Below are 25164 nucleotides of genomic sequence, written 5' to 3' on the forward strand. Positions count from 1 at the left end.
GCTCTGCTCCGGGACTCTAGGGGGACGCCAGCAGACCGGTGCGGTAGACCGTGCCGGCGCAGGCGCCGCCGATCGTCACACTCGCCGCGGCCGGATCGCCCGCCTCCGGGGTGTGGCTGACCAGGACGCTCGCGTCCTGCGGCGCACCGCCGCCACCCGGGGTGCTGCCCGGATCGCCCGTGCTGGGGTCGTCCTGCGGCGCGCCCTGGGCCGCGTCCGTGGACGGATCGGGGGTCGGCGTACCGGTGGTGGAGCAGCCGCTGGTGCCGCCGCCCGACGCCGGGATCCAGGCGAACTTGACCTCGTACGCCTGCCCCGGCTTGAGGATGAGCGTGCCCGGCTGGGTGGCGGGGTCGGGCAGCCCGGCCGCCGCGTCCCCCGCCGTATGGTCGACGACGAAGATCCGCGAGGAGTCCGCGCCACCCTGGGCGTCGGCGCCCACCGAGCCGCTGCCCTCGACCGTGCAGGTCTGGTCCGAGGTGTTCACGACGCGGAAGGCCCCATAGACCCGCCCCTCGGCGTCCGCCGTTCCGACCGACCCGGCGCCGCTGCTGGTGAGCTGGGTGCGGCTACAGGTGGGGGAAGTGGCGTTCAGCGTGTTGGAGGGGTCGGGGGCCCCACCGCCGGAGCCGCCCTCCTCCTCCTTCGACGGCTTGTCCTTCCCCTTGTCCTTGCCCTTGTCGCCCTTGTCCTGCTCGACCGTGTCCGAGGGCCCGTCGGAGCCCTTGCCGCCGCCGGCCTCACCGTGCCGACCGCCGTCGGCCCCGGGGGTGCGGTGGCTGCTGGCGGCATTGGCCGGGTGGTCGTTGGCGCCGTCGCTGGTGGTCGCGACATGCACCAGCGCCGGGACGGCCGCGCAGCCGAGCACCACCGTCGCCACGGCCCCCACCAGGGCCTGGCGCCGGCGCGCACGGCGGGCGGGCACGGCGCGCCGCAGCCGGTCGAGGGTCTCGGGGGACGGTTCGAGATCCTCGACGGCGTGGTGCAGCAGCCGCCGCAGCGCCTCCTCGTCGTCCCCGCCGGACCCGTCCCCACCGGACCCGTCGCCGAGCCGGGCGTGGAGAGGCGTCACCCGCCCCGTCTCGGACGGGGCCGAATCGCCGGACTCGCCAGGATTGCCGGACTGGCCAGGATTATCGAACTCACGGGACTGGCCGGACTCAGAGGACTCCTCGGAGCCCGCGGACCCGGTGGCCTCCCCGGCCTCCCCGGCCTCCCCGCCCTCCCCGGCCTCCGTGGGCTCCACCGGCTCCCTGGATTCGGGCTCATGGCCGTCCCGCCGGCCGGGATCCCCCGGGTCCGGCGTATGTGTGGTGTGGTTCATGCCGGAGCCTCCATGGCGACGCGGAGCGCCGCGATGCCGCGCGAACCGTACGCCTTGACCGAGCCGAGCGATATGCCCAGCGTCTCGGCCACTTGGGCCTCGGTCATATCGGCGAAGTAGCGCAGCACGAGAACCTCGCGCTGACGGCGCTGAAGTCCCCTCATCGCCTTGATCAGTTGATCACGTTCAAGCTGTTCGTACGCCCCCTCCTCGGCGCTGGCCATATCGGGCATCGGCTTGGAGAGCAGCTTCAGCCCGAGAATGCGCCGACGCAGCGCGGAGCGGGAGAGATTGACGACCGTCTGCCGCAGATAGGCGAGGGTCTTCTCGGGATCCCGGACTCGCTTGCGCGCCGAGTGCACACGGATGAACGCTTCCTGCACGACGTCCTCGCAGGACGCGGTGTCGTCGAGGAGGAGCGCGGCGAGACCGAGCAGCGACCGGTAATGGGCGCGGTAGGTCTCGGTGAGGTGATCGACTGTGGTGCCCGCTGCCATCGCGTTGTCAGTGTCCTCGCGCCCTGTGGTGATGTGCGCGGGGCGGGCCGTCGGCCATGGCGCGATCACCGGCATGCCGCCTGGCGTGAGCGGGCGCGGGGGGCGTACCGCCGCGCTGCCGTGCCCTGAAACCGTTGCGATGCCGAATACCTCTGCCACGCTTGTTGGACACGCCGCCCCCTGTCAGGGTTGTACGCGCGAGGCACCGCTTTTGACGATGCGTTCAATGCCCCCATGCGCACCAACTCTTCCCCAATGCCCCAGTTGTCCCAGCGCCCACTGCGGGGCGGCTGGAAAGACGCTCCCCGCCCGTTGTCGGTTGCAGCGGGCGGGGAGCGCATACATCGATCAGATCAACGGCCCAGCTCAGCCCGTCCAGGCCAGGCATCGCACACAGGATATTCACATCTGTCGTGCGACGCACCGCTGAAACGTCACTTTGAGATGGTCCCTCACTTTACGGCGGCCCGTCCCTCTCACTTGAGGGTGGGTCCTCCCCGGCAACAGGCCCTCACCCGGCGGCGGACCCACTCACCTGACGGCGGCCGCGGCGGTCAGCTCGGCCGCGACGACCTCCGCGATCTGCGCGGTGTTCAGCGCCGCGCCCTTGCGCAGGTTGTCGCCGCAGACGAACAGCTCCAGCGCCTTCGGGTCGTCCAGCGACCGCCGCACCCGGCCCACCCAGGTGGGATCGGTGCCCACGGCGTCGGCGGGGGTCGGGAACTCGCCCTCGGCCGGGTTGTCGCACAGCACCACCCCGGGGGCGCCCGCCAGGATCTCGTGCGCCGCCTCGACCGTCACCTCGTTCTCGAACCGCGCGTGCACGGCCAGCGAATGGGTGGTGATCACGGGCACCCGCACACAGGTCGCGGTGACCCTCAGCTCCGGCAACCCCAGGATTTTGCGGGACTCGTTCCGCACCTTGAGCTCCTCGGAGGACCAGCCGTCCTCCTTGAGCGAACCGGCGAACGGCACCACGTTGAGCGCCATCGGCGCCGGGAACGGCCCGGTGTCGCCCACCGCCCGCCGTACGTCCCCGGGGTGGGTGCCCAGCTCCGTACCGGCGACCTGCGCGAGCTGCTCGCGCAGGGTGTCGATGCCTTCCTTCCCCGCACCGGAGACCGCCTGGTACGAGGAGACGATCAGCTCGCTCAGCCCGAACTCGGCGTGCAGCGCGCCGATCGCGACGATCATCGACAGCGTGGTGCAGTTGGGGTTGGAGATGATGCCGCGCGGGCGGACACGGGCCGCGTGCGCGTTCACCTCCGGCACCACCAGCGGGACGTCGGGGTCCATCCGGAAGGCGCCGGAGTTGTCGACGACCACCGCGCCCTTGCTCGCCGCGATGGGCGCCCACTGCGCGGAGACCTCGTCCGGTACGTCGAACATCGCGACGTCGACGCCCTCGAACGCCTCCTCGCTCAGCGCGACAACCTCGACCTGCTCGCCCCGGACGGTCAGCTTCCGGCCGGCCGAGCGGGGCGAGGCGATCAGCCGGATCTCGCCCCAGACATCGGCGCGCTCCGAGAGGATCGAGAGCATGACGGTGCCGACGGCGCCGGTGGCGCCGACGACCGCGAGGGTCGGCTTGACGCCACCGACGGCACCGCCGGAGCGGGTCATCGGCCGGTCCCTCCGTAGACCACCGCTTCGTCGCTCTCGCTGTCCAGGCCGAACGCGCTGTGCACCGCCACCACCGCGTCCTTGACGTCGTCGGCGCGGGTGACGACCGAGATGCGGATCTCGGAGGTCGAGATCAGCTCGATGTTGACCCCGGCGTTCGACAGCGCCTCGAAGAAGGTCGCGGTGACCCCCGGATTGGTGCGCATACCGGCACCGATCAGGGAAATCTTGGCGATCTGGTCGTCGTAGCGCAGCGAGTCGAAGCCGATCACCGGCTTGGCCTTGGTCAGCGCCTCCATCGCCCGGTGGCCGTCCGTCTTGGGCAGCGTGAAGGAGATGTCGGTCAGCCCGGTCGACGCGGCGGAGACGTTCTGCACCACCATGTCGATGTTGATCTCGGCGTCGGAGATGGTGCGGAAGATGGCCGCGGCCTCACCCGGCTTGTCCGGCACCCCGACGACCGTGACCTTGGCCTCGGACGTGTCGTGCGCGACCCCCGAGATGATCGCCTGCTCCATGCCTTCTTCTCCTTCTCCCGCTTCCGGCCGGTTGCGCACCCAGGTGCCCTGGTGGCCGGAGAAAGACGACCGTACGTGGATGGGGATGTTGTACCGGCGCGCGTACTCCACGCAGCGCAGGTGCAGCACCTTGGAGCCGCTCGCGGCGAGCTCCAGCATGTCCTCGTACGGGATCTCGTTGATCTTGCGAGCCTTCTTCACCACCCGCGGATCGGCGGTGAACACGCCGTCCACGTCGGTGTAGATCTCGCACACCTCGGCGTCCAGGGCCGCGGCCAGCGCCACGGCGGTGGTGTCCGAACCGCCCCGGCCGAGGGTGGTGATGTCCTTGCTCTCCTGGGACACGCCCTGGAAGCCGGCGACGATCGCGACCGCCCCGAGCTCGAGCGCGTCACGGATGCGGCCCGGTGTGACGTCGATGATCCGCGCTTTGTTGTGAACCGCGTCGGTGATGACTCCCGCCTGGCTGCCGGTGAACGACAGCGCCTCGTGACCGAGGTTTTTGATCGCCATTGCCAGCAAGGCCATGGAGATCCGCTCTCCCGCGGTCAGCAGCATGTCGAACTCACGGCCGGCAGGAATCGGGGATACCTGCTCGGCGAGATCGATCAGCTCGTCCGTCGTGTCGCCCATCGCGGAGACCACGACCACCACCTGGTGGCCGTTCTTCTTGGCTTCCACGATTCGCTTGGCAACCCGCTTGATGCCTTCGGCATCGGCAACGGAGGAGCCTCCGTACTTCTGCACGACAAGGCCCACGTGCGCTCCTCGCAGCTCTCAATAATGCGGTCGGCTCAGTCTAGCGAGTGGCCGGAATTAACCCTTCCAATATCACATAGCGAGACGAAAGCCTCACAACGTGATCAGGAAAGACCCAAAGGCATCAAGCGGCGCAACGTCCACGCACCAGCGAGATTCCCCGCATCCCTCCCACCCGCTCCAGCGACGAACCCTGCCCGCTGACGGACGAAGCACACGGGAACGTAACTCAGCTCACAGAAACCGGCCCGCGCCGCGGGCCGTCCGGGATGCCTCTCAGCCCTGCCCCGAGCGCAGGACTCAGCCGTGTCCCGAGCGCAGGACTCAGCCCTGCCCCGAGCGCAGGCCGAGCGGCGCCGCGATCTCCGCCGCCATGACCCGGCCGGCCTCCTCCGCGAGCTCCTCGTCACCGCCCGCGTTGCTGTCCGTGTCCAGGCCGTCCAGCTCGTCCAGCGGGCTGTCCAGCCGTACGTGCGCGACCAGCGACTGCAGCGCGCGCAGGGCCGCCGAGGCGGTCGTCCCCCAGTTGGAGAGGTACGAGAACTGCCACCACCACAGCGCCTCGCTGATCCGGCCCTCGCGGTAGTGCGCCATCCCGTGCCGCAGATCGGTGATGATTCCGGCCAGATCGTCGGAGATCCGGCAGGCCACGGGCTGGCTGCGCGGCACGTACGGGTCGAAGACCTCCGAGTAGACGTCCACCGGCTCCAGCAGCCGGGCGAAGCGCTCGCGCAGCTCGTCGACGTCCGGCTCCGGACCGGCGTCCGGTTCGTACCGCTCGTCCGGGACGAAGTCCTCGTGCGCGCCGAGCCGGCCGCCCGCGAGGAGCAGCTGGGACAGCTCGAGCAGCAGGAACGGCACAGCGCTGTCCGGCTCGTCACCCTTCGCGACTTCGGTGACCGCGACGATGAAGCTCTCGATCTGGTCGGAGATCTGGACCGCGAAGTCGTCCGGGTCCGGGTGGGCGTCGTGCAGCGTTGCGTCAGACATCGAGAAGTCTTCTCCCTTCGAAGGCACGGCCCAGCGTGACCTCGTCGGCGTACTCCAGGTCGCCACCGACAGGGAGGCCGCTGGCCAGCCGGGTGACTTTCAGGCCCATGGGCTTGATCATGCGCGCGAGGTACGTGGCGGTGGCTTCGCCCTCCAGATTCGGATCGGTGGCCAGGATGAGCTCGGTGACCGTCCCGTCCGCGAGCCGCGCCAGCAGCTCCCTGATCCGCAGATCGTCCGGGCCGACGCCTTCGATGGGGCTGATCGCCCCGCCGAGCACGTGATAGCGCCCCCGGAACTCACGCGTCCGCTCGATCGCGACGACGTCCTTCGGCTCCTCGACCACGCAGATGACCGCGGGATCGCGACGAGGGTCCTGGCAGACGCGGCACTGCTCGGCCTCCGCGACGTTCCCGCAGACCGCGCAGAACCGCACCTTCTCCTTGACCTCGGTCAACGCGTGCGCGAGGCGGCGGACGTCGGTGGGCTCGGCCTGGAGGATGTGGAAGGCGATCCGCTGCGCGCTCTTGGGACCGACGCCGGGCAGCCTGCCCAACTCGTCGATGAGGTCCTGGACCACGCCCTCGTACACGCCTTCATCCAATCTCGCGCCGCCACGCGGTGGCTGTACTTCACATGAATATTCGGTTTCGCCGCATCCTCCCGGCCGACCGGGAAGCCGGGCCGGGAAGTACGGAGAACCCGGTGGGCTCGGAGAACCCGGTGGGCTCGGGGAGCCCGAGGATCAGAACGGGAGTCCCGGCATCCCGCCCAGCCCCTGGGCGAGCGGGCCGAGCTTCCGCTGCTGGAGCTCCTGCGCGGCGTTGTTGGCGTCACGGACGGCCGCGACGACCAGATCCGCGAGGGTCTCCGTGTCCTCAGGATCCACGGCCTTGGGATCGATGACCAGGCCCTGCAACTCACCGGCACCGGTCACGGTCGCCTTCACCAGACCACCGCCCGCGGAACCCTCGACATGGGTCCGGGCCAGCTCCTCCTGGGCCGTGGCGAGGTCCTGCTGCATCTTCTGAGCCTGCTGCAGCAACTGCTGCATATTCGGCTGACCACCACCGGGGATCACGGCTTCGCTCCTGGCTCTCGACAGTCGTTCTCTTCGATAGCCCGAGCCTACGTGCTCCCCGGGCGCCTTGCCCTACGCCGTACGGAGGAGACGCGGGCACGCCGCGGAGACGTGGGACGAGGGGTGGAGTGGGTACGTGCGGACGATGCGATCATGCGGGGCCCCGGGGCATGGCCCGCGCCTCGTACGCGGTTCTCACAGGTCTCCCACTGGTTCCTCTACTCGTCCTACCCGTCCCGGCCTACTCGTTGACGATCTCCTCGACCACCGTGGCACCGAGCTCGCGGACGATCAGGTCGTGCCCGCTCAGCACGGTGTCGTCCAGATCCGGGTCGTCCTCGGCCGGCATGTCGTCCTCCAGCGACACCCGCGGAGGCTCGGGCTCCCGGTACGCCGCCGGCTCGGGGGGCGGGCCCGCGTCCGCCGGGCCGGACGGGGAAGCGGGTGCGGCCGGGGGCGGGGAGGCGGGCGCGGACCGGGGCGCGGCCTGCCGTGGCGCCATGGGCTGGCCACCGCCGCCGAAGCCACCGCCACCAGCGCCACTGCCGCCACCGAAGCCACCGCCACCAGCGCCACTGCCGCCACCGAAGCCGCCTGCGCCGCTTCCGCCACCGCCGCCGAGGCCACCGCCACCGGCACCGACGGCGCCGCCTCCGCCGTAGCCGCCGCCTCCGCTGTAGCCCCCGCCCGGACCAGCGGGACCAGCGGGACCGCCTGGGCCGCCGCCCTGCTGGCCGGCGCCGCCCGAGGGGTCGACGATCGCCTCGATCCGCCACTGCACACCGATGGCGTCCTGGAGCGCCTGCCGCAGCACGTCCTCACTGCCGCCGCCCACGAAGCTGTCGCGTGCGCCCGCGTTGGAGAAGCCGAGCTGGAGGGTGGTGCCGTCGAAACCGGACACCGTCGCGTTCTGACTCAGCAGGATCCAGGTGAAGCGGCGGCGGTTCTTGACCGCCTCCAGGATGTCCGGCCACATCTGCCGCACCTGCACGGCGCCCTGCGCCATGCTCGGTGCACCCGGTGCGGACGCGGAGGGTGCGGCGGGCGCGGTCGGCGCGGAGGGCGTCGCGGGCGTCGGTGCGGGCGCGCCGCCGCCCTGTCCCGGCGCGGCGGCCGTGGGCCAGCCGCCCGGCTGCCGGGCGGGCGCCCCGGCGCCCCGTCCACCGCCACTGCCACCGCCGACGCCGCCGCTAGGAGCAGCGCCCGCGCCGCCGGCCCCAGGCTCCCCGGAGCCGGGAGCCGAGGCGGTGGGCCAGGCTCCGGGCCGCGCTCCGCCGCCCTCCGCGGCCGGTGGCTGGGCGCCCGACGGCCAGGCACCGGGCCGCTGCCCGCCGCCGCCCGCCGGGGGCGCGGCCGGGGCACCGGCCTGCTGTCCACTGTCTCCCGCACCGCCCGGACCCCTGTCCGCCGCGGGCCGCGCACCCGCGGGCCACCCGCCGGGCGCCTCGGCGCCGGCCAGGTCTCCCGGGCCCTGCCCCTGGCCGGGCCCTCCCCCGGCCATGGCCGCACGCGCGGCGGCCGGGCCGGACGGCCCCGCGGCGGGCGGAGCCGCCGGGGCGGCCGGGGCATGGGCGTCGGGCCCTGGTACGTACCCCATGGCGGGGCCGGGCCCGGCGGCTCCCGCGAAACCACCACCGCCACCGGCGCTGCCGCCCAGGCCGCCCGCGAGGGCCCCGCGCTCCAGCCGCTCCAGCCGTGCCTGCACCGAGCGCTCGTCGTCGAAGGCGGCGGGCAGCAGCACCCGGGCGCAGATCAGCTCCAGCTGCAACCGCGGCGAGGTGGCGCCGCGCATCTCGGTCAATCCCTCATTGACGAGATCGGCCGCCCGGCTCAGCTCGGCGCCACCGAAGACCGACGCCTGCGCCTGCATCCGCTCCACGACATCGGCCGGGGCGTCGATGAGCCCCTTCTCCGCCGCGTCCGGCACGGCGGCGAGGATCACCAGGTCACGCAGCCGCTCCAGCAGATCGGCGACGAAGCGCCGGGGGTCGTTGCCCCCCTCGATCACGCGGTTGACGACCTCGAACGCCGCCGCGCCATCGGCCGCCGCGAAGGCGTCCACGATCGAGTCGAGCAGCGAGCCGTCCGTATAACCGAGCAGCGCGGTCGCCATGGCGTAGGTGACGCCGTCGTCAGCGGCGCCCGCGAGCAGCTGGTCCATCACCGACATCGAATCCCGCACGGATCCGGCACCGGCCCGCACCACCAGCGGCAGCACCCCGTCCTCGACCGGGATCGCCTCGCGCCCGCAGACCTCCCTCAGGTAGTCGCGGAGCGTCCCGGGCGGCACCAGCCGGAACGGATAGTGATGCGTACGCGACCGGATCGTCCCGATGACCTTCTCCGGCTCGGTGGTCGCGAAGATGAACTTGAGGTGCTCCGGGGGCTCCTCGACCACCTTCAGCAGGGCGTTGAACCCCGCCGAGGTGACCATATGGGCCTCGTCGATGATGTAGATCTTGTAGCGGCTCGACGCGGGCCCGAAGAACGCCTTCTCCCTCAGCTCACGGGCGTCGTCCACACCACCGTGGGAGGCGGCGTCGATCTCGATCACATCGATCGACCCCGGTCCGTTCCGCGCGAGGTCCCGGCACGACTGGCACTCGCCGCACGGCGCCGGTGTCGGGCCCTGCTCGCAGTTCAGACAGCGGGCCAGGATGCGCGCACTGGTCGTCTTGCCACAGCCGCGCGGACCGCTGAACAGATACGCGTGATTGACCCGGTTGTTACGCAGCGCCTGCTGCAGCGGGCCGGTGACATGCTCCTGCCCGATGACCTCCGCGAAGGTCTCGGGTCGGTAGCGGCGGTACAGCGCGAGGGACGACACGCTTACGACGATATCGGGGCCCACGGACAACGGGACGCCGCCCGCACCCCACGGGACGCCCAGCACCCCGGCCCCGCAGAGACAGCTCCCCGCAGAGCCTGCCGGGACACAGCCCCCACAGACGCGAAGGGCCCCCCACGTACCCGCCAGAGCCCACTTACCCTTGCTGCCTTCCGGCCCTGGGGGAGTTCGGTGAGATAGCGCCACGTGAGGGGCTGGCCCCCACCTTAGCGGATCGACCCCGGTGGGAACGAGTTCGCGAGCACGGCATTCGGTCTTGTATTGTTTGCGGCGGAGGATTCGCCTAGAGGCCTAGGGCGCACGCTTGGAAAGCGTGTTGGGGGCAACCCCTCACGAGTTCGAATCTCGTATCCTCCGCCAGTGCCTTCACCGGGCACGATGTCGAAGGGCCCCACCGCTCGCGGTGGGGCCCTTCGACGTTATCCGTCTCAGTTTCCGTCTCAGTCGGCTTCGGGGAGTTCCCAGAGCGCGCCTCCGACTTGCTGCGCGACCTTCCGCAGCATCGGCCCCGTCACGTGCATGTACCGGGCCCGCATCCGCGCCGCTCCCCCGGGCTCCCATCCCATGATCGCGTCGACCACGACATCCGGGACGCCGAGCAGCAGGAGGACGGTCGCGGCGGTGTGACGAGCGTCATGGAGACGGCCGTCCCGTACCCCCGCGTCCCGAAGCAGCCGCTTCCAGACGTGATAGTCGGTGTTCGGGCTGAGGGGCCCGCCGGTCGGCGAAGCGAAGACATACCCCTTTCCCTCCCAGTCAGCACCGGCCTCGGCCCGTTCCCTCACTTGCTCCTCCTGGCGCTGGCGAAGGAGTTTGATCAGCGGGTCTGGCAGGCCGACCGTACGCCGTCCGGCGCGTGATTTGGTGCTCTTGTGCTCCCGGCGGGTCTGCTGGCGTTGAGGGCAGTAGCCCGCCTTTCGCCCGCACGGATCATCACCGCAGCCGTGCGCGTACCTGGGCCGCAACCGGTTCTTACGGATGCGGACGTATCCCGCGTCCAGGTCCACGTCTTCCCAGTGCAGCCCCAGCGCTTCCCCTTGCCGGAGGCCGAGCGCCAGGGCGACGACCCAGCGAGCGCTGTTGCGGAGCTTGGCCGCCTCCACCAGCAGACTCTGGACCTCTTCGATCGAGTACGGCTCGATGTCCTCTTCTTCGAGGCGCGGCGCCTTGGCGATCTCGGCCACGTTGGTGGGGATGTGCCCGCGCCGCACCGCCTCACCGAGGGCGACCCGGATCGTCCGATGGACGTGGTGAGCAGTGCCGGCCGCGCTCCCGGATTCCTGCATCTTCCGGTAGAAGCGCTCCAGGTGCTCGGGCTCCAGTCGATCGAGCTTGTGGGCGCCGAGGCCCGGCACCAGGTGCACCCGCACATCGACCTCATACCCGTCGTAAGAATTCTCGGAGACGTACGGCTTGGCGATGTTCTCGACCCAGTGCTCCAGCCAGGCTTGGACGGTCCAGCTCTGGCCCGGCTTCCTGAGCTTCTTCTCATCGCGCGCCCGCTCCATCTCGCGAACGGCCTTGGTCACCTCGGCCTTGGTCTTGCGCTCGATATGACGGCGGTCGGGCCTACCGTCATCACGAACGCCGACCGTCACCCGGCCGTGCCATTTCCCATCCTTGCCGAAGTAGATGGACGAGGCGCCATTGGGCTGCCGGGTGCGCTTCCCCTCTGCCATACCCTCCCCCTTATGCCGCTTCGGCGGATCGGTTACGCAGCTTGGCCACGTAGGCCGGTACGGCGTCGGCAGGCACCCGGCGCAGCCGCCCGACCGTCACCGATTCGATCTCTCCGGCGAGGACGAGCCGGAAGCACGTCGTACGCCCGATACGAAGCCGCCGAGCCGCCTCCTCGACGGTCAAGAGCGCCAAGGACGGGTCAGCATCTGTCTCCAACACGACGACATTGGACCGGGACTCAGCCACGGGTCGGTTCTCCTTCCGTTCCAGGAGCGGGGGTGATAGTGGCGGTCAGCCATTCCTCGGCGGGGGTGAGGCCGGTACCGGCGTAGACCCAGTGGGCGAGGACGAGCGTGGTTTCTTCCTGCTCTGGCTGAGCCGCTGCGGCTTGGGCGCGTCGCCAGGCGGCGCGGGCATCACGGAGCGCGCCGAGGGTGGTGGAGTAGCGGCGTGATTTGGTGGAGAAGTGGCCCCGAAAGCCGAGCATGTGAGCCCAGGCGCGGAGCCGGAGGTGTTCGAGGTCTTTGCGGGCGCCGAGGGCCCAGGCAGTGCGGATGAGGCGGCGGGTGTGTTCGGGGACGTCGATTTGGGCGAGCTCGGCGATGAGCCGTATCGGCCGGTCGAGGGCCCCGGTCGCGGTCTCGGCGCCCTTGGTGGCGTACTTGGCGATGTACGCGGCGACCGCCCGGTCGGTCAGTTCCTGGCCGCCGTCCAACTCGGGCCCGCGAATGGGCCGTACATCGAGCTGATGACCGAAGGCGAAGCGGTGGGCCCGGCCGTCGATCACCGGCCCTTTCACCTCCGATTTGGCTGCGGCAGCGCGGATCGCGTCGGTCAGCAGCTCGGTGGTGGCCCAGGCTGGCGGCGGGGTGTCGCCCCCTTCCGGGCCGTCGAGCCGGATGACGGCGTGGAAGTGGACGGCGCCGCGTTTCTGGTACTCGGCGACCTTGGCGAAGGACAGCCGGGCGTGCTCGCGGAAGGCCCGTTGTGTGAGCCCGGCCCGCTTGGCGACCTCCCGCCGCAAGTAGATCGAGAAGCGCCGCCACAGTAGGCCCGCATGAGCGTTCCAGAGCACCGCGGATTCGTAGTCGTACCGGTCCGGATCGAGCGGAGTACCAAGCGCGTCGTCCTCCTGGTCGTGGCGAACGCCGCACCGGCATCGACGGACCGTGCCAGCCGGGCCGGTGGGCCGGTTGTGGACCGGGCCGAAGCTGGGGGCGGTGAAGGTGGCGAAGACGCGCGGGTGCGTGGCGACCTCCTCGGGGGTGCCTTTGCCACCGCGCAGTCCGGCGGTGATCAGGTGGAAGGTGTCGCGCCGGTAGGTCTCGGCACAGGCCGCACAGCGGGTGGTGCGGCGGTTGTTGCAGCGGACCAGGAGATGCCCGGCGGGCAGTTCGGTGGAGTCCAGGTGATGAAGGATGCGGCCGATCTCTCCGGTGTCGCGGCCGAGGTGGTGTTCGGTGCGGTGGCCGTCGAGGCGGATGGGGTTGGTGCAGCCGCCGAGGCCGGAGAGCTGGCGGAGCAGTGCGGGCATGGTGCCGAGTGCCGCCAGGCTGCGGAGTTCGGGCAGCGGTGGCGGGGTGGTGCGGGTGATGATGGAGTCTCCTCTTTCGGCTCTTGGGTCGGGAGGGGTTGGGCTGCCGGGGCGGCGGATGCTTGGCGGTATCGAGGCCGCCCCGGCAGTCGTCTTCGCGTGGGGTCAGCGGCGCCGCTGGCTGGCCAGGAGCGCGGTCAGGACGATGCCGACCGTGACCACGGCGCCGACCGTTCCGGCGTTGAGCCCGCTCAAGACCCCGGCCGGTCGAGCTGGAGCAGGCGCGGGGGCGTGCTGGCAGGAGCAGGCCGGGGCGTGATGGTGCTGGGCCGCCGGGACGGCGGTGGGGACGTGGACGATCGGCGGTGTGGGGGCTTCGGGGTATTTCGGACGGAACACGGTGATCTCCTCTCAGCTACTCGTCTAGTCGTGTTGCTCGTTGACGGAGTCGACGCCGGAGCGCGTACCGGACTCAACGGAGGGCGCAAGCCCGGTGTGGGCGAGCCAGAAGCCGAACAGCGCGATCACGACGGCGACCCACAGCGGACGCCCATGAACTTGATCGCGATCCAGGCAACGGCGCCGAGGACGAGGACCAGGGGCAGGCTGACGGTCACGGGCGATCTCTCCTCTCAGTAGGCAGGGCAGCGGTGCGTACGGGCGGCCAGCTCGGCGGCGGCGCGGGTGTCGTAGTCGGCGGAGAAGTCGCAGCGGGGAGCGGTGCACACGGCGGTGTGCTTCACCCGGCCCCGTTGGTCGTTGGCGGTGCCGACGCGCACCGGGCCGATGCGGATGACGTTGCGGAAGCGGCGGAGCATGAAGGACTCCTTCACAGATGGGAAGCGATGGCGTCGGCCAGCGGTGCCGGGACGCCGAGGCGGGCGCGCAGGGTCTCGGGGTCGATGGGCGTTCCGGTACGGGCGTGGTGGTCGTCGGCGAGCTTGCGCGCGTGGTTCACGAGCGCGGCCGGAACGTGCGGCGCGGGCGTTTCCGGCTCGGGCTCCGGGGCGACGGGTGCCCCCGCCGTTTCCGGGGAGGCCGAGGCCAATACGGCTTCAGCAGGCTCGACCGATGTCGAGGCGGTTTCGGGTGCTGGTGCGGTGTGGGCGAGGAGCGTGCCGCCGAGGAAGGCCACGGCAGGCCATCCGGCGACGAGGATGCGCAGCCAGGCCGGTACGTCGGCGAGGTCGAGCAGTCCGGCGGTGGCGACGTTCGCCCCAAGCGACGCGGCCAGGGCGACGACGAACCAGCACCAGCCCGCCGCCTTGGACGCCCCCGACCGCAGCCGACGCCAGGCCGCCACAAGCAGCAGGTCAACAGAGACCGGATAGGCCCACGCCTTCCACCCGTCCTGCCCGGCCGCCAAGGCCAGGTCATGCAGGTGGGCGAAGGACAGCGCGGCAGCGATGACCGCTTGCACCAACACCGCGTCAACCCGCGCCAGGTAAGCGCGCATGGTGGGAACTCCTTCCGGTCCAGTCAGCCGTCTGCGGTGAGTTCGTCGGCACGGGCGCGAGCAGCGGCGGCGACCTCAGCGGCCTCAACGTCATCGGGCTGGGCAGCGGCGATGCGCTCCAACAGGTCCGCTTTGCGGTTCATCAACTCGGCGCGGCTCCCGGCCCCGCGTGTGCGGAAGTCGGCCAGGTCGGCCAAGAGCGCGGAGACCTCGGAAATGGTGGGACGGGGCACAGGGAATCCCCTTCGGTTTCAGGCATGGCGGGGGTAGGGACACGGCGCGGGTACGGTCGCGCCAACCGTCAGGCGGGTGGATTACTCGGCCGCCGGGAGCGGCTTGAGCAGCGAGGTCGGAGCGCTCACCGGGACGGCCGGCACGTCGGGCCGGAACGGTTCCAACGCGGGCAGGTCCGGGACGAGATGGGCATGGTCGCGGCAGATTGCCGCAGCGTCGGCGAGCGAGAGATGGGGTGGGCGGATACGGAACCAACCACCGGACGTATCACCAGCGACCGCGAGACCGGGCCGCTCCGGAGCAATGGCACAGGCCGCGCCGACCGCCTCGGGGGCGATGTCGCCGAGCGCCATCTTGGCGGAGGCTTCATCGTTCACGCGGTGGCAGACCCGCCCGGTCAGCTGAGCCCGCAGCATCGTCGCCCCCTTGCCCAACTCGGCGCCGAACCGCTGCCCGCACACCTCCAAATAGATGCCCGCTGCGCGGCCGAGTTGAGCGAGCCGGATGAGCTGGGTGACCATCTCGTCCCGCCTCTCCTCGTCCTTGCGCGTGGCGACGAGGAAGAGTTCGGCCACCTCGTTTACGAGCAGCACCACCGGCACCGGCCGCTCATCCTCCGGCAGACCCCAGATGTCAGAGGTGATCTCCTCGTCCGGGGTGCTGGGAGCGATGCCCTGCCGGGCCTTGATCAGGTCGTACCGGTCCTCCATCAGCCCAACCAGCACAGGCAGCAACTCCGCCGCCTGCACAGGATCAGTAGCCAACGCCGACAGCCGTGAAGCGAACGGCGCCAGCTCCACACCCCGCTTGCAGTCGATCCCGACCAGCGCGACCGGTTGCCGAGCAAGCCCGGCGATGAGGTGGCGCAGGAACATCGACTTGCCCGACAGCGTGGCGCCCAGGGTGAGCTGGTGCGGGATGGCCCGGTAGTCCCGGACGAACGGCGTCGCGTCCTCCCGCAGCGCCACCGGCACCTTCAGGAAGCCACCCGCAGCCTTCCGGGGCATCCGAACCCTCCGCAGCACGTCGAAGCCGATCAGCCGCAGCTCAACCACGCCAGGCTTGACCTCCTCCACGTACGCGCCGTGGACGCCCCAGGCATGCCGCAGCCGCTCAGCCGAAGCCGCTACGTCCGCAGGTTCCTGCCCCGGCGCCAGCCGCAGCCGAACCCGCAGCCCTGTCGACGTCGGACGGATCAGCCCCCGACGCGGAGGCACCGGCCGCACCTCCCGATGCGTGAGCGCCTGCACCGCCCAGGCCCGCAGCCGCGACGGCGGAACGGTCAGCCCGCACGCGTCCATGACGGACCCGTACGACCCCAGCAACCGGGCAGTCGAGATGGGCATCCCGACCGTGGACCAGTAGGCGGCCGGGTGCCGGGCCCGGAGGTAGGCGGCCCCGCCGACCGTAGCGGCGACCGGGCCACCCACCTCCATCAGCGTCATCACGTCAGCCATCAGGCTCAGGCCCCCGCACCGACGGATATGGCGGCCGGGGCGATGGCATCGGCCCGGAAGGCGATGCCGTGCCGCTGCTGGCCGTTGAAGACGGTTTCCCAGGGCCGGGCGATGAGGCCGATCAGCGTGACCGGCGCACCGAAGGCCAGCCCCTCCGTGACTCCGCTTTCGGGCACGGTGACCTGAAGCAGCGAGGATTCCCCGCCGTCGATGTAGACGACGCCGAGCCGCATCAGCGTCTCGCCGCTCTGGGCGTCCTTGGCGATCTCGCCGGTCTGCCGGTCCTTCACCTTCGGCTCCGGCGCCTCAGTCAGCAGGACCGTGGCACCGGAGGTCTCAACTCGGATGGAACGCAACTACTTCTCCTCATCTCGCATCCGACCCACCTACTTGTGTAGATGAGTTGCGGTCTTCGAACCCGAACGAGCGGGAACGGGGACCACCATGCCACACAGCTTGCCCACTCGTCTATACGAGTATGCGTCTTCGTGTGTACGAGTCAGAAAAAGCAGCCCGGGGCCACCACGCCCCGGCCATGCGTCAGTTGGCAGGAAGCTGGTAGGCGAGGACGTACGCGTCGGCGGCCATCACGGTGTCACACACCTCCACCGCCCGCCCCTCAGCGTCGTAGGCAGTCCGGATCAGATGGATCACCGGCACACCGGAGGCGAGCTGGAGCGTGCGCACCTCGGCAGGCGAGGGCATCCGGGCCCGGATCTCCTCATCGAAGTGATCCAGCCGGTGCCCCATCTCCTCCAGCCGGGCATAGATCCCTCCAGGACCAGGGTTCGGCTGCGCGATCGGAGTGTTCCGCGCCAGGTCCAGCGGCAGATACGACGTAGCGAACTCCACCGGTCGCCCATCCAGCAGATACCGCCGCCGCCGGGCCAGCACCTTACGAGGCGAACCCAGCCGAGCCGAGATGTCCTGCGACGGCCGCTCCTCCTTCACCTCCAGACTGTCCACCTCCGGGCGACTGCCCGCCGCTTCCGCCTCCACCGTGAAGGCAGCCTTCCCCTGATCCCGATGCCGCCGCGCGAAACGGTCCGAAGCCAGCCGCCGCACAGGCGGCCGGGGCCGCACGAAAACCCCCTTGCCGTGCTCGGACACGGCCAGGCCCTCTTGCTGGAGCAGCGACAGAGCGTTGCGGACAGTCATCCGCGAGACACCGAAGTGGTCGACCAGCTCCGTTTCGGAGGGCAGCTTGTCGCCCTCCGAGAAGCGCCCCTTGTCGATCGCTTCCCGCAGTGCGTCAGCGATCTGCCGGAACACCGCCCGGTCACTCGTCGGGTCCAATACACCCAGAACGGAAGTCAGGGAAGGCATGTACGCATACTCCTTTAGGTATCTAGACGAGCGGCTGACCCGGATTGCTACGGTGGAGAGCCTAGCCAGCCGAGAGGGCCGAGGAACGTGAGCACTGAGCGCCCGCACTCCGTGAGCGTCGCCGGAGTCATCGTCGACGACGCGGGCCGTGCGCTGCTGATCAAGCGACGCGACAACGGTAAGTGGGAACCACCCGGCGGCGTGCTCGAACGCGAGGAAACCATCCCCGACGCCCTGCAACGGGAAGTCCTCGAAGAGACCGGCATCAAGATCGCGCTCCCCGCGACCCTCACTGGCATCTACAAGAACATGACCGGCCTGATCGTCTCCCTGGTCTTCCGCTGCGAAGCACTCGACGGCACCCCAACCACCGGAGCGGAAACCCGCGCACTGCGCTGGGCCACCCGCGACGAGATCACCGAGCTCGCCGACGAGGCATACGCCATCCGCGTCCTGGACGCGCTCGACAACACATCCCCGCCGGCCGTCCGCGCCCACGACGGCGTACGACTCATCTAGCACGAACCCACGACCCATAGCCCCTACCAGCACGAAGGAACTTGTATGGACGAGTATATGAGTGCTCCGCGAGTTTGGGGCCTGATGTGCCCAGGATCCCGAGAAGAAGTAACCCGCGCCCGCCGCTGGACCCGCGACATCCTCAACGGACACCCCTGCGCCCACGACGCCGAGCTCATCGTCAGCGAACTCGGCAGCAACGCCCTCACCCACACCACAAGCGGCAGCCCCTACGGCACCTTCCAGCTCACGCTGTCCCTCTCACCCCGCACCGTCGCGATCTCCGTCACCGACGAGGGAGGCCACCCCGAAGAACCCCGCCGCACGGAGGCCGACCCGGACGACACCCACGGCCGCGGATTAACCATCGTCATGGCACTCGCCCGCCGCCTGGACATCACCGGCAGCCAGCACGGCCGCACCGTCACCGCCCAACTCGTCGCACCCGAGGCAGGAGCAACCACATGCTGAGGCCCCTGCTCCGCCCCGGCTACTGGTGCGAGTGCTGGACGCGTTCACCGGCCACAGGCCCCCGCTCGGTCTTGCTCGCCTCCATCGAAACCGACAGCCCCAGCGATGCCACCCGATGGATCCGCGTCACCGTGCGAACCATCGCCTCAGCACTCGACCGGCAAACAGCCCACGACGCATGGGACTGGATCACCTACGGCCACAAGGAAGCCGAAGACACCCTCACCAACGGACAAGCAGCCACCTTCGCCCTCACCCAGCACGACACCCACATCGAATGGATCCTCCGGCCGGTCACCTTCCTACCCCTCGCCCACCGCGAGTCTCGACGCCTTCCGGCATGCGCCGAACAGTTCACCTGCCCCACCACACACAAGATCGCCCGACACCAGACCAACGGCCACTGAGTTACAACCTTCTCTACGGGTTCAAGTCGCCGCGCAAGCGCGGCGCGCGCGGCCCGGCGGCGCGGGCCGCCGCTCCTGTCTCCGCCCCGCTCCGGCCCGACCGCCAGGCCGCGCGCCAGCAGCAAGCACCTTGGCTGAGGAGAAGAGGTACGTCGTGGCTGGGGTCGGCTCCACGGCTTTAGGCCAAGACCGGGAAGTTAGGGGCTGCCCGTGCTTGTTGGGGCGGGTTGTGGTGTGAGGGTGATGGTGATCGTGGCGGGTGCCTTGCGACCGACGCTGCCTGCTGTCTTGTTGTAGGCGTAAGGCGAGAGGGTGCGTTTCACGCAGCGGGGGCTGACCCGGGAGCGTCTGCGCCGGTCGGTGAGGTTGCGGGGATGCAGCAGGACTGCCAGGACCGTGGTGACTGAAGTGGCGGGGGCGGGGACAGCGGCGGTGATCACCGTGTGGCGTGCGGTGCGCACGGCGATGGCGAAGGAGAGGCGGTCGGGGTCCAGACCGGCGATGTGGGCGGTGTCGTGGATCGCGGTGCGGGTGAGCTGGAAGACGGTCAGCAGGGCATAGATCTCCTGCTCAACGCCTTGGACGGTGTGTGAGCGCAGGACGCGGTCGGGTCCGCGGAGGGTGACTTTCAGTCCGTAGTAGGCGGTCTCGATCTCCCACCGCTGGTGGTAGAGCTCGGCCAGTTCGGCCGCGGGGTGACGGGCGGGGTCAAGCAAGGTGGTGATGAGCCGGACCATGCTCGAGTGCTGTCGGCCGTCGGCGGTGGTGACGGTGACCTGGTAGCGGATGACACGCACGGTCATGGCGGTGAGTGCGGGCGGCGGTGTCGAGCGCTTGCGGCGCTGCCAGGCGGCCAGGCGGTCGCCGGAACGACGGTCGAGGATCTGGGAGAGGTGGCTGCCGTCCGGTAAGGGCTGGATGACCGGCAGCAGGCGTCCGGACTGGACCCGCCACAGCAGGTCGGCTCCCGTGGAGGCCGCGTCCCGGATTGCTTCGTAGCCGTCGTATCCACGATCGGCCAGGAGCAGTATCCCCGGACGGAGAACGGGCAGCAGACGGCGGGCCTGCGGCAGTTCCTTGTCGTGCATGGGCCCGAAAACGGCCCCCATCAGCGCGCGCGTGCCGCATTCGACCAGGCCTGTCAGCCGCACCTGCGGATAGCCGGCCGGACGGCTGGTCGCCTTCCCGTGGCGTCCGTAGTGCGCCACGTTCGCCGCACTGTCGGCCACCTCCACACTCGTGCCGTCCCAAGCCACCACCCGCAGGCCATGCCAGAAGACTCCCGGCGTCTCTTTGGTGCCTACCGGTCCGCACACTCGGTCGAACAGCAATGCCAACGGTGCGGTTCCCAGACGACGGCGGGCCTGCCGCAGTGCCGCCGCCGACGGGTCAGGCACCAAATGGCCGGGCATCCCGGCGGTCAGCGCCACCCACACCCCCCGATAGCCACAATCACCGAACAAGGTCATGGCCAGTACGAAGTACACGACCACCCGGGCCGGCAGCATCCGCACCCGCTTCTCGAACCGTCCAGTGGCGGCCAGCACCTCATCGACCAGAACCGGCGGCACCCACCGGGTCAGCACCCCCAACTGACCGGGCTTCCATACCCCGGACCGGCCACGCGACCGCGGCGCGGTGGCACACTGAACAGACAACGGAGCCCCCTCCGACTGCGACTTCGACACTCACAGTCCGACAGGGGCTCCGTTGCCACGTCAACCAAACCCAACGCGCCCTTGACACACCACGCCACCAGCTAACTTCCCGGTCTTGGGCTTTAGGCAGCCACTTTGGGGCGAGCCTCTAAGATCATGGCCCCAACGTCGTGCTTTACCGGGCAGGTCCACTACCTGCCCGACGCGCCGCAAGCTTACGGGGCCATGATCACTCGCCCCAAAGCAGCTCCAGCCCAAACCCGCTCCGCCGACCTGGTGCGGCACCGATGGCGCCGCTGGTCATACTAAGCGATATTGAACGCCTTCCAAAGGCCTGGATGAACTACAAGCTTATCTTCGACCACAAGGGCTGAATGAGGATTGCGATACTTAAAGCGATAGTATTGTTCATAACCGCCGGCAGGACCCTCTTCAGTAACATTCCCGATAAAGCTGTTATCGAAAAGCGCGGCTATTGCACTGTGCAGGTCAAATCGACCCTTGAAGCGGGGATCGGAATCCACTTTAACAGCAAGATCGCCATAGGAAACCTGTCTACGCCGCAGAGTCCCGAGAAGTTCTACAATGGATGCAATTTGATTTTGATCGAAATACGCACTTAGCGCATCACGCATTTCCCCAACAAAATATGTTTGCGAATATTCGGTAGCCCCCGCCTTTACCGAATTGCCAGGGATTATGCCTGAAGTTGCGGCATGCTTTTGAACGATCTTCAACAGCTGCAAAAGATCACGTGGTGTATGCCTCGTCTGCTTCAGGAGGAATGCCGTTGCACTATCGGCATCAATCCTAGGTTCGAAATACTCCTCAAAAACGTTGGATGAGTTCCTATCCACCAGTCGCGCTCGCATATTTGCCAGCTTCACCAGATGGCTCACTCGAAAGTCTCGCGGGTTTTGATACCAATTAAGTTCCAAGCCGTAATCGCTCTGGATCTTTCCTCCTTTGGTAAGCTCCAGCCTGGCGTAAAGATCCGTTCGGCAGCAGATCACAACCTTGATCGGTGCACTAGATTCACGGTAAAGCTTATTGAGGTCAGAGACCGCCTGAACGAGACCGCCCAGCATCTCCTTGCGCCCCTCCTGGATGAGGGATAGGTCATCGAGCCCATCTACGAAGAAGTAGTGACGCCGCTGGCTCTTAAATTCGGAGGTAGCTCGCTGTAGGTAAGCGAGCCAATCGCCGATACGACTCGCGTCGGTACTGCGCTGGAATTCCGCGCTCACGTTGGCTGGTAACCCAATTGCCCCCTGAGGAAGACCAGCCGTCGCGGTTACCTTTTCGGCACGGAATCTCTTCATAGTGGCAGGACTCTGAGCCGTTACGCCATGCTTCTCCAACTGTTTACATACAGCAGCGATCCGCTTCTTCGACTTGGAATCGGCCTGCCCGTCACCGTTGATCCCGCATGCGATCTGAACCATCAATTGGAGAGCCCACCCGAATCGATGCCTTAGATGGGCGTCGATAGAGTCAGGCACGACCCCTTTGAACTCTTTGAGCGGAAGGCTGTCGACAAGGATTGGATCGTGTGCTGCATATTGGCTCGGTGCACCGCCTGCCAGGACCTGAAGCCTTGCGCCAATGGCCGACTTACCGGAACCCTTGTAACCCAGCAGAAGGAATTCGTGAGAATCTACGACCTTACCTTCGATTCCATCCAGATCGTAATACCCATCACGCAGCAGCTTTGGAGAAATACTAAACTCGCTCGCCGAGTCGGCATATCCGAAGTCGAACTGCTTGAAACTCGAAGTCGCCACCATATCGAGATGGTAGCAGCAGGGCCACGCACGGTGACCAACCTTGGAGAAAATGTCGACTTACCTGGCTCTGTGGTGGGCTCCCCGAACCACGAAGCCCCAATACCCGAGCGCCCTCGGGCCGTCCTGAGGCCGTAGAAGGGCGCTCAACGATGACCGATGTCAATAGCTACCGGCAGCTCAGCGGCAGGTGGGGACGTTGATCGACTACAACGGGCGTCGACGATCAGTTGTCGCTGCACAGACCTGGACTCGCGCACAATTGAAATCAGGAACACGCTCTTCTACCAAGTGCGTTCAGCGGTGGGATGACGCACTCAACGTCGCCCCGGAACCACGGGCTACCAGAGTTGTACGTGCGCGAGAGGGAGGAGACAGGCCGCACCAGATGCGCACCAGAACGGGCGGTCAACCACGGTCAACAGCGGCGATCCCGGGACTGTGCTCGACGAGCGCAAAGTGGCGTTCTTGCAGGTCAGCGGTCACATATTCGCTTTAGCGCCGGTGATTCCCAAGCTCAGGTCCTGCGCCTTGCCGCTCAGGACGAGGAGTCGAAGCCAGTACGACGATCGAGGTGGAACGGACGGCCCGGAGCTGCTGGGGTCCAGCCTGCGCGAAGAGCGAGCTCGATCGCCTCGGCAACGTCGGCGGGCAGGGCAGGCTTGGCCTCGCGCCCGACCCAGTTGCTCGGGTGCGGCTGGTTGGTCGTGACTACGAGCGTGGTCCCGGGAACGTCTGCGTGCTCGACCGCGAACGTGCACGGTGACCAGGCCAGGCCCTGGAGGTAGGTCGGCCTGCGTCGCAGACGCCAGCGGTAGGCCGTGCCGTCGACCACGATCCGTCGTGATCCCTTGCGGACCAGTGCCATGACTCCCCCTTCAGTAGCGAAGATGCTAGCGAGCCCGGCACCGCCGTCCGTCTCAGTTTCCGTCTCATTCAGTGCCGTTCGATGCCGTTCAGGCGAGACCGGAGGCGGTCTCCGCGCTGATGACCGGGCCGCGCATGAACGCAGGTGAACGGCCATGTACTTAGCTCAGCGAGCCTCCAACAGACTTGGAAAGCGTGTTGGGGGCAACCCCTCACGAGTTCGAATCTCGTATCCTCCGCCTCCGCCCAGCAGGGCAGATGAAGGGTCCGGACCGATCGCGGTCCGGGCCCTTCGTCGTTTGTCGTCTCATCCGCGGTCTCGACGAGACGTGCCGGCGCCCTTCGGTCCCAGCGGCCATGGCGGGGGGACGACCGCCCCATGATCTGCGTCACCACTCGTTCCGGGACGCCGAGGATGAGCGGCACCGTGGCGGCGGTGTGGCTCGTTCGAGGGCGGGGGACGCCACCGATGAGTTTGGGGGGCTGCGGCGGTCTGAAGGGGGAAGCGTGCACCGACCGCCTGCTCCGGAGGGCCTCATGAGGAAGATCGTTGCCAGTCTGTTCATCTCGCTCGACGGTGTCGTGGAGGCACCCGATCAGTGGCACTTCCCCTACTTCAACGACGAGATGGGCGCCGCCGTCGACGCGACCCTCGGCGTGGCGGACACCATCCTGCTGGGCCGTAGGACCTACGACAGCTTCGCCGGGGCGTGGCCGGACCGGGAGAGGGCCGGCGGTGAGGACGCCGGGTTCGCCAAGAAGCTCGGCGACACTCGGAAGATCGTCGTATCGCGCCAGGATCTCGAATTCGGCTGGCGGAACTCCGAACAGCTCAAGGGGGAGTTGGTGGACGCCGCCACCGCGGTGAAGGGCGAATCGGGTGGGACTGTCGCCGTGAGCGGTTCGGTCTCGGTCGTGCGGCAGTTGCTGGCTCATGGGCTGCTGGATGAGTTGCACCTGCTGGTGCACCCGATCGCGGTGCGCAGGGGCATGCGGCTGTTCGACGAGGGGGAGCCCACGATCGCGTTGCGGCTGGTCTCGTCCGCCGCCTTCCGTACCGGTGTGCTGCACCTGGTCTACGCCCCGGCCGAGCCGGCGGACGACGCCACCTACGACGATGCGAAAGTCCACCTGCCCCGGCACGATGCGTAGCACCGGTCCGGGGCGGGTGGCTGCCGCCGCTGGGCGGTCAGGCCCGGACGGCGCCGTCCGCCGGGGTCGCGGGGGCGGTCGGGGCGGTCGGGGCGGTCGGGGCGGGTCCGCTCGCCGGGCGGCTGGTGGCCAGGAGGAGCACTGCGACGATGGCCTGGATACCGATGATCATGGCCTGCGTCACGGGGACCTTGACGTCCAGCAGGACCATCGTCGTGTTGACCGCGAAGTGCACCGCGATCGACGCCACGACGCCGGCGCGTTCGTAGGCGGAGGCGGTCAGCATGGCCATCGGGATGGTGCTGACGGCGAAGAGCACGCCGCCCGGGGTGTTCAGGCCCAGTTCCTTCTGCGGGGTTCCGTCGATGAAGAACAGCGGCAGGTGCCATACGGCCCAGATGACACCCAGCACCAGGCCGACCTGCAAGCGGCCCATCGACGCGCGCATCCTCGGGTAGGCGGTGCCGCGCCAGCCCGGCTCCTCGGACAGCGGACCGGAGATCACCATGCTGACGAGGAACGCCGCGGGCCCGCCCATGTCGTTCATCACGTCCTTCGCGCCCTCCCAGCTCAGCGCGGGGCCACCCGCTTCGTGTGCCAGCAGCGCGGCGGACAGCACGCTTGCCGAGGCCAGCACCAGCAGCAGCGGCGCCCAGAACAGGGTGCTCCGCCGGAACCGGACCGCGTGTTCGGGGACGGGCTCGCCGCGCCGCCTGCGGCGGACCCGGATCACCAAAGCGCCTATCAACGGGCCGAAGGCACCGACGAGATAGGGCAGGGCCGCGGGGGACTTCATCGCCTCTCCGCCGATCCCGATGGCCGCGGACCACGACACCCAGCTCACGCCGAAGGCGATGACCATGAAGAGGATGAGGTCGCTTCGGCGGCGGTCGGGGGCGGAGGGGGTCGCGGGGTGTGCGGGGCGGGCGGGGTGGACGGAGGTCGCGTAGTTTGAAGTAGGCATGCCAAATTCCTGTGT

At 68.8% G+C, this 25164-nt stretch carries 26 protein-coding genes, 1 tRNA gene, 1 other RNA gene and 1 pseudogene; 5 read left to right on the forward strand and 24 right to left on the reverse strand.

Features of this window, described 5'->3' with window-relative positions; genetic code table 11:
- Nucleotides 1–16: 16 nt before the first annotated feature.
- The 9 genes from PS467_RS20280 to ffs form a co-directional block, all read right to left on the reverse strand.
- Nucleotides 17–1324: a hypothetical protein gene (locus PS467_RS20280; RefSeq protein WP_311036468.1), complete on the reverse strand. Its 1308-nt coding sequence runs from the start codon at nt 1322–1324 to the stop codon at nt 17–19.
- The gene (locus tag PS467_RS20285) at nt 1321–1896 is read right to left on the reverse strand and encodes a SigE family RNA polymerase sigma factor (protein ID WP_268977043.1); all 576 of its coding nucleotides are present in this window, start codon (nt 1894–1896) and stop codon (nt 1321–1323) included. The genes PS467_RS20280 and PS467_RS20285 overlap by 4 nt, the downstream gene beginning before the upstream one ends.
- 456 nt (nt 1897–2352) lie before the next feature.
- Complete coding sequence (locus tag PS467_RS20290; RefSeq protein ID WP_311036469.1) at nt 2353–3444, reverse strand: aspartate-semialdehyde dehydrogenase; 1092 nt, start codon at nt 3442–3444, stop codon at nt 2353–2355.
- On the reverse strand, nt 3441–4721 hold the full coding sequence (locus tag PS467_RS20295) for an aspartate kinase (protein WP_030829846.1): 1281 nt from the start codon (nt 4719–4721) through the stop codon (nt 3441–3443). The genes PS467_RS20290 and PS467_RS20295 overlap by 4 nt, the downstream gene beginning before the upstream one ends.
- Before the next feature lie 324 nt (nt 4722–5045).
- Nucleotides 5046–5711, reverse strand: a complete 666-nt coding sequence (locus tag PS467_RS20300; protein ID WP_268973071.1) for a DUF5063 domain-containing protein — start codon at nt 5709–5711, stop codon at nt 5046–5048.
- Complete coding sequence (recR, locus tag PS467_RS20305) at nt 5704–6303, reverse strand: recombination mediator RecR (protein WP_064456056.1); 600 nt, start codon at nt 6301–6303, stop codon at nt 5704–5706. Before recR ends, PS467_RS20300 begins: the two co-directional genes overlap by 8 nt.
- 153 nt (nt 6304–6456) lie before the next feature.
- Entirely contained in the window at nt 6457–6792 is a 336-nt protein-coding gene (locus PS467_RS20310) for a YbaB/EbfC family nucleoid-associated protein (RefSeq protein ID WP_311036470.1), read from the reverse strand.
- Between the two features lie 241 nt (nt 6793–7033).
- Nucleotides 7034–9619 (reverse strand): DNA polymerase III subunit gamma and tau, encoded by a 2586-nt coding sequence (locus PS467_RS20315; RefSeq protein WP_311036471.1) that lies wholly within the window; start codon nt 9617–9619, stop codon nt 7034–7036.
- A 124-nt stretch (nt 9620–9743) separates the two neighbouring features.
- Nucleotides 9744–9838: signal recognition particle sRNA small type (gene ffs / locus PS467_RS20320), an RNA gene on the reverse strand.
- A 74-nt stretch (nt 9839–9912) separates the two neighbouring features.
- Between ffs and PS467_RS20325 the strand changes: the two genes are divergently transcribed.
- Nucleotides 9913–10000: transfer RNA gene (locus tag PS467_RS20325), tRNA-Ser, on the forward strand.
- Between the two features lie 80 nt (nt 10001–10080).
- On the opposite strand, the gene PS467_RS20330 is transcribed toward PS467_RS20325, so the two are convergent.
- The 11 genes and pseudogenes from PS467_RS20330 to PS467_RS20380 form a co-directional block, all read right to left on the reverse strand.
- Nucleotides 10081–11319 carry a tyrosine-type recombinase/integrase gene (locus tag PS467_RS20330; RefSeq protein WP_311036472.1) on the reverse strand — a complete coding sequence of 413 codons (1239 nt, stop codon included), beginning with the start codon at nt 11317–11319 and terminating at the stop codon, nt 10081–10083.
- A gap of 10 nt (nt 11320–11329) precedes the next feature.
- Nucleotides 11330–11566 carry an excisionase family DNA-binding protein gene (locus tag PS467_RS20335; RefSeq protein WP_086710467.1) on the reverse strand — a complete coding sequence of 79 codons (237 nt, stop codon included), beginning with the start codon at nt 11564–11566 and terminating at the stop codon, nt 11330–11332.
- Nucleotides 11559–12854: a replication initiator gene (locus PS467_RS20340; RefSeq protein WP_311036473.1), complete on the reverse strand. Its 1296-nt coding sequence runs from the start codon at nt 12852–12854 to the stop codon at nt 11559–11561. Before PS467_RS20340 ends, PS467_RS20335 begins: the two co-directional genes overlap by 8 nt.
- Nucleotides 12855–13019: 165 nt before the next feature.
- On the reverse strand, nt 13020–13253 hold the full coding sequence (locus PS467_RS20345) for a hypothetical protein (protein ID WP_311036474.1): 234 nt from the start codon (nt 13251–13253) through the stop codon (nt 13020–13022).
- Between the two features lie 24 nt (nt 13254–13277).
- Nucleotides 13278–13471, reverse strand: a pseudogene (locus PS467_RS20350) (hypothetical protein).
- A 15-nt stretch (nt 13472–13486) separates the two neighbouring features.
- Nucleotides 13487–13672, reverse strand: coding sequence for a mobile element transfer protein (locus PS467_RS20355; protein WP_086711039.1), 186 nt, complete (start codon nt 13670–13672; stop codon nt 13487–13489).
- Nucleotides 13673–13683: 11 nt separating this feature from the next.
- Nucleotides 13684–14310 carry a DUF2637 domain-containing protein gene (locus tag PS467_RS20360; protein ID WP_311036475.1) on the reverse strand — a complete coding sequence of 209 codons (627 nt, stop codon included), beginning with the start codon at nt 14308–14310 and terminating at the stop codon, nt 13684–13686.
- A 23-nt stretch (nt 14311–14333) separates the two neighbouring features.
- Nucleotides 14334–14543 (reverse strand): hypothetical protein, encoded by a 210-nt coding sequence (locus PS467_RS20365; RefSeq protein WP_311036476.1) that lies wholly within the window; start codon nt 14541–14543, stop codon nt 14334–14336.
- Between the two features lie 81 nt (nt 14544–14624).
- On the reverse strand, nt 14625–16001 hold the full coding sequence (locus tag PS467_RS20370) for an FtsK/SpoIIIE domain-containing protein (protein ID WP_311036477.1): 1377 nt from the start codon (nt 15999–16001) through the stop codon (nt 14625–14627).
- Between the two features lie 5 nt (nt 16002–16006).
- A complete protein-coding gene (locus tag PS467_RS20375) occupies nt 16007–16357 on the reverse strand; it encodes an SCO3933 family regulatory protein (RefSeq protein ID WP_311036478.1) in 351 nt (116 codons plus the stop codon).
- A 184-nt stretch (nt 16358–16541) separates the two neighbouring features.
- Entirely contained in the window at nt 16542–17327 is a 786-nt protein-coding gene (locus tag PS467_RS20380; protein ID WP_311036479.1) for a GntR family transcriptional regulator, read from the reverse strand.
- A 111-nt stretch (nt 17328–17438) separates the two neighbouring features.
- On the opposite strand from PS467_RS20380, the gene PS467_RS20385 reads away from it, so the two are divergent.
- From PS467_RS20385 to PS467_RS20395, 3 genes are read left to right on the forward strand one after another with little or no spacing between them, the layout of a single operon-like run.
- Nucleotides 17439–17846 (forward strand): NUDIX hydrolase, encoded by a 408-nt coding sequence (locus PS467_RS20385; protein ID WP_311039919.1) that lies wholly within the window; start codon nt 17439–17441, stop codon nt 17844–17846.
- A 45-nt stretch (nt 17847–17891) separates the two neighbouring features.
- A complete protein-coding gene (locus PS467_RS20390) occupies nt 17892–18317 on the forward strand; it encodes an ATP-binding protein (RefSeq protein ID WP_311036480.1) in 426 nt (141 codons plus the stop codon).
- Nucleotides 18311–18724 (forward strand): hypothetical protein, encoded by a 414-nt coding sequence (locus PS467_RS20395; RefSeq protein ID WP_311036481.1) that lies wholly within the window; start codon nt 18311–18313, stop codon nt 18722–18724. The genes PS467_RS20390 and PS467_RS20395 overlap by 7 nt, the downstream gene beginning before the upstream one ends.
- Before the next feature lie 197 nt (nt 18725–18921).
- On the opposite strand, the gene PS467_RS20400 is transcribed toward PS467_RS20395, so the two are convergent.
- From PS467_RS20400 to PS467_RS20410, 3 genes are all read right to left on the reverse strand, one after another.
- Nucleotides 18922–20310, reverse strand: coding sequence for an IS4 family transposase (locus PS467_RS20400; RefSeq protein ID WP_311039920.1), 1389 nt, complete (start codon nt 20308–20310; stop codon nt 18922–18924).
- 377 nt (nt 20311–20687) lie between these two features.
- On the reverse strand, nt 20688–22169 hold the full coding sequence (locus PS467_RS20405; RefSeq protein WP_311036482.1) for a P-loop ATPase, Sll1717 family: 1482 nt from the start codon (nt 22167–22169) through the stop codon (nt 20688–20690).
- A 535-nt stretch (nt 22170–22704) separates the two neighbouring features.
- The gene (locus PS467_RS20410; RefSeq protein WP_311036483.1) at nt 22705–23034 is read right to left on the reverse strand and encodes a hypothetical protein; all 330 of its coding nucleotides are present in this window, start codon (nt 23032–23034) and stop codon (nt 22705–22707) included.
- A gap of 536 nt (nt 23035–23570) precedes the next feature.
- On the opposite strand from PS467_RS20410, the gene PS467_RS20415 reads away from it, so the two are divergent.
- On the forward strand, nt 23571–24185 hold the full coding sequence (locus PS467_RS20415; RefSeq protein ID WP_311036484.1) for a dihydrofolate reductase family protein: 615 nt from the start codon (nt 23571–23573) through the stop codon (nt 24183–24185).
- A 37-nt stretch (nt 24186–24222) separates the two neighbouring features.
- Here the strand turns inward: PS467_RS20415 and PS467_RS20420 are convergent, their stop codons facing one another.
- Nucleotides 24223–25149, reverse strand: coding sequence for a CPBP family intramembrane glutamic endopeptidase (locus PS467_RS20420; protein ID WP_311036485.1), 927 nt, complete (start codon nt 25147–25149; stop codon nt 24223–24225).
- Nucleotides 25150–25164 lie beyond the last annotated feature (15 nt).

Source organism: Streptomyces luomodiensis, from assembly GCF_031679605.1.
Lineage (GTDB): Bacteria > Actinomycetota > Actinomycetes > Streptomycetales > Streptomycetaceae > Streptomyces > Streptomyces luomodiensis.

Excerpts from the sequence above, each read along its gene's own strand:
- PS467_RS20280 (WP_311036468.1), bottom strand. The coding sequence starts at position 1,324 with ATGAACCACACCACACATACGCCGGACCCGGGGGATCCCGGCCGGCGG.
- PS467_RS20285 (WP_268977043.1), bottom strand. The coding sequence starts at position 1,896 with ATGCCGGTGATCGCGCCATGGCCGACGGCCCGCCCCGCGCACATCACC.
- PS467_RS20290 (WP_311036469.1), bottom strand. The coding sequence starts at position 3,444 with ATGACCCGCTCCGGCGGTGCCGTCGGTGGCGTCAAGCCGACCCTCGCG.
- PS467_RS20300 (WP_268973071.1), bottom strand. The coding sequence starts at position 5,711 with ATGTCTGACGCAACGCTGCACGACGCCCACCCGGACCCGGACGACTTC.
- PS467_RS20330 (WP_311036472.1), bottom strand. The coding sequence starts at position 11,319 with ATGGCAGAGGGGAAGCGCACCCGGCAGCCCAATGGCGCCTCGTCCATC.
- PS467_RS20340 (WP_311036473.1), bottom strand. The coding sequence starts at position 12,854 with ATGCCCGCACTGCTCCGCCAGCTCTCCGGCCTCGGCGGCTGCACCAAC.
- PS467_RS20355 (WP_086711039.1), bottom strand. The coding sequence starts at position 13,672 with ATGCTCCGCCGCTTCCGCAACGTCATCCGCATCGGCCCGGTGCGCGTC.
- PS467_RS20360 (WP_311036475.1), bottom strand. The coding sequence starts at position 14,310 with ATGCGCGCTTACCTGGCGCGGGTTGACGCGGTGTTGGTGCAAGCGGTC.
- PS467_RS20370 (WP_311036477.1), bottom strand. The coding sequence starts at position 16,001 with ATGGCTGACGTGATGACGCTGATGGAGGTGGGTGGCCCGGTCGCCGCT.
- PS467_RS20380 (WP_311036479.1), bottom strand. The coding sequence starts at position 17,327 with ATGCCTTCCCTGACTTCCGTTCTGGGTGTATTGGACCCGACGAGTGAC.
- PS467_RS20390 (WP_311036480.1), top strand. The coding sequence starts at position 17,892 with ATGGACGAGTATATGAGTGCTCCGCGAGTTTGGGGCCTGATGTGCCCA.
- PS467_RS20395 (WP_311036481.1), top strand. The coding sequence starts at position 18,311 with ATGCTGAGGCCCCTGCTCCGCCCCGGCTACTGGTGCGAGTGCTGGACG.
- PS467_RS20405 (WP_311036482.1), bottom strand. The coding sequence starts at position 22,169 with ATGGTGGCGACTTCGAGTTTCAAGCAGTTCGACTTCGGATATGCCGAC.
- PS467_RS20410 (WP_311036483.1), bottom strand. The coding sequence starts at position 23,034 with ATGGCACTGGTCCGCAAGGGATCACGACGGATCGTGGTCGACGGCACG.
- PS467_RS20415 (WP_311036484.1), top strand. The coding sequence starts at position 23,571 with ATGAGGAAGATCGTTGCCAGTCTGTTCATCTCGCTCGACGGTGTCGTG.
- PS467_RS20420 (WP_311036485.1), bottom strand. The coding sequence starts at position 25,149 with ATGCCTACTTCAAACTACGCGACCTCCGTCCACCCCGCCCGCCCCGCA.